We start from the raw sequence: 2,646 nt of genomic DNA, 5'->3' as shown, positions 1-2,646 counted from the left end.
AGCCAAAGCCCCGCTTCCTCGATATCGAGATTTGCCGCCGGTTCATCCGCGGTCGGCAAATCGATCGACAATCGCTTTCTATCGCGATTGTGCGACGGGAGTACGACAGCGTCTCCCGTCGGCAATCCCGGCGCCTCATGCGCGCTCGATGCGGCACTGGTAGCAATTGTTGCGCGCCGAGCGGACATGGACGTAGGCGATATCGTCCCGTTCCAACAAGGTGGCGGCCCGCGCGGTGATGTCTCCGGTTGGGATGACACCGCCACTGCCATAGACGATACGATCATCGCTGCCATAGCCGCGCACGATATAGTTGGGGCTTTCGAGAATCTCGGGAAGTGCTTCGCTCCCGGCGGCACGGTCGCATTCCTCGGCATGCAGGAAGATCGGCCCGGTCTCGGCATAGGGCTGAAGCTCCGGGAATGGCCGGTAGGCCAGAATGAGGTAAGCGTCACCGGCGGCGATGTTTCTCAGGCAGTGCCGGCAAGGCATGCCGTCACCGTCGGAAATTCTGCGCTCGGGCGTCTGGCCATAAGCGTCGGAGCCGCCGCGCTGCAGAGCTCTGACATCTTCGGTCGGCAAGGCCTTGAACTGGATTGTCATGGTGAAATCTCCGGTGTCGTTGACCGGAAATTATGCCCTCAGATCCACGCTTCCCACCCGATTCCCGCCAAATGTCGAAGGACCGATCGACTTTCTGCGATCGCTCCCGGACCAGATCTGTTCACATCAGTTGTCCCTTCAATCCGGCATGATTAGCCAGCTAAACAATGCATGTCGTCCTTCATGAGATCAGCGTATGAAATCGTCGAAGCGGCGCAACGTCACCCGGCGATTCTGCCAATTCTCATTCTGCGTCTGCACCAGCAGGAACTCCTCACCGTAACCAACGGTTTCCAGTGCATAGCCGGGCACACCGAATTCGCGCACCAGCGTGCGTTTGAGCGAAGCGGCGCGCTGTTCGGACAGGGCCTGGTTCGACTGGAAAGAACCGACGGCGTCGGTATGGCCCTCGATCAGCACGCGGGCGCCGGGATCGCGGCGCAGGATGCGCCGCAGCGCATCGGCGATGTTTTCTATCTTGTCGTATTGCGAGTTGGAAATGGCCGCCGAACCGAAGGCGAAGTTGATCGACTGGATATCGATCGAGCGGGCCATGCGGCGCAAATCCGGGCGCCGCTTGAATTCGCGGATGGTGACGCGCTCGTTTGGCCGCAACTTCACGCGGGGTGCTGCCTCAAGCTTCCGCTCAATCGTCGCGGCCGAAGGCGTGGTCGCCTGGGCGGCGGCAAGGCTCGGCATGGCAATGGCTGCGATCAGCGCGGCGGCAAGTGTACGGCGGGTCAGCATGTCTTTGTCTCCTTCGGCCTTGGCCGCATTGATGGTGCGGGCAACATGCCAAAGGCAGCCTGAAGCGCCGATGAACGGCGAGTTCAGATTCCAGCTGATGTCAGATTCCGGCTGGTGTCACGGCCGCATGACGCTGGCCGAGCGTTCGGCGAACGGCAGCGGATGCACGGTCTCCTTCTTTTGCGCCACCGGTGCAAAACCAAGCTTCTGGTAGAGTGGCAAAGCCGCGGGATGATCGAGCGTGCAGGTCTGCACCGTCACCCGCTTCGGTCCGTACGACCATGCGGCGGCGATGGCAGAGCCCAGGAACCAGCGGCCGATGCCTTGCCCGGTCGCATGTTCCATCATGCCGAAATAGGCGAGTTCGACTTCTTCCGGCAGATGCGGCTTGAGATCGAAGAAGCCGGCCGGTGCGCCGTCGAGGTAGAGCACCCTGATGTCGCGGTCTTCGCGGTGGATGCCGGCGGAAAGCTCGTCATCATCCAGCCGCAGCACATTGACCCAGTGCCATTTGCGCCCCACCCGGTCCATCAGATACCGATAGAAATGCAGCGGAATATCCTTGGTCTTCAGCAGCGCGACCTGACGGTTGTAAGGCACAGGCGGCGAATAGGCCGGCGGCACATGCATCTCGAGGAACGTCACCGTGACTTCGATGTCTTCCAGCACGCCGTTTTCCATCGTCTTCATTCCTTGCCAGTCACGACAGGCGTGTCGGAAAGCCCACCCCACTCCGTCCATGAGCCGTCGTAAAGCCTGTTGTCGGTATGGCCAAGCGTTTCCAGCGCCAGCGTCACCACCGCGGCTGTAATGCCGGAACCACATGAGGTGACGACGGGTTTCGACAGATCGATGCCGGCGTCCTCGATCACCTTGCGCAGGCGGTCCTTCGACAACAGCTCGCCATTTTCCGACAGCGCCGAATAGGGCAGATTGCGCGCGCCAGGCATATGGCCGGAGCGGATACCCGCGCGCGGTTCAGGCTCGGTGCCGGTAAAGCGGCCCGGCCCACGGGCATCGGCGATCTGGCTCGCCCTGGTGTCGACGATCCTGCGCATGTCAGCGAGGCTGGCAACGCGCCCGGCGTCGAAATCGGCATGAAACACGCTTGGCGCGATCTTAGTCGGTTCGGTCGTTACCGGCCTGCCGGCGGCTTTCCAGCCATCGAAGCCGCCGTCCAGAATATAGGTCTGGAACACGCCCATCACCCGGAACATCCACCATGCCCGAGGCGCAGAGAAGAAACCCGGACCGTCATAGACGACGATAGTGTCATCGGCCGACACGCCCATGGCG

Annotated in this window: 4 protein-coding genes; all 4 read right to left on the bottom strand. The window is 61.7% G+C overall.

Annotation, left to right across the window (positions count from 1 at the left end; genetic code table 11):
* Positions 1–135: 135 nt before the first annotated feature.
* Positions 136–603 carry a DUF1203 domain-containing protein gene (locus EN993_RS34355; RefSeq protein ID WP_109672311.1) on the bottom strand — a complete coding sequence of 156 codons (468 nt, stop codon included), beginning with the start codon at positions 601–603 and terminating at the stop codon, positions 136–138.
* Between the two features lie 189 nt (positions 604–792).
* Positions 793–1,350 carry an OmpA family protein gene (locus EN993_RS34350; RefSeq protein ID WP_126069187.1) on the bottom strand — a complete coding sequence of 186 codons (558 nt, stop codon included), beginning with the start codon at positions 1,348–1,350 and terminating at the stop codon, positions 793–795.
* Between the two features lie 117 nt (positions 1,351–1,467).
* Positions 1,468–2,031, bottom strand: coding sequence for a GNAT family N-acetyltransferase (locus tag EN993_RS34345; protein WP_109672357.1), 564 nt, complete (start codon positions 2,029–2,031; stop codon positions 1,468–1,470).
* Between the two features lie 5 nt (positions 2,032–2,036).
* On the bottom strand, positions 2,037–2,646 hold a 610-nt coding region (locus tag EN993_RS34340; protein WP_164758006.1), incomplete at its 5' end, for a sulfurtransferase.

It is taken from the genome of Mesorhizobium sp. M7D.F.Ca.US.004.01.2.1 (assembly GCF_003997785.1).
Lineage (GTDB): Bacteria > Pseudomonadota > Alphaproteobacteria > Rhizobiales > Rhizobiaceae > Mesorhizobium > Mesorhizobium loti.
The sequence above is the reverse complement of the archived record's forward strand: the minus strand, read 5'-3'. Positions and strand labels throughout refer to the sequence as shown.

What these genes read in the sequence shown, in the direction of transcription:
- EN993_RS34355 (WP_109672311.1), bottom strand. Translation starts at nt 603, where the DNA reads ATGACAATCCAGTTCAAGGCCTTGCCGACCGAAGATGTCAGAGCTCTG.
- EN993_RS34350 (WP_126069187.1), bottom strand. Translation starts at nt 1,350, where the DNA reads ATGCTGACCCGCCGTACACTTGCCGCCGCGCTGATCGCAGCCATTGCC.
- EN993_RS34345 (WP_109672357.1), bottom strand. Translation starts at nt 2,031, where the DNA reads ATGGAAAACGGCGTGCTGGAAGACATCGAAGTCACGGTGACGTTCCTC.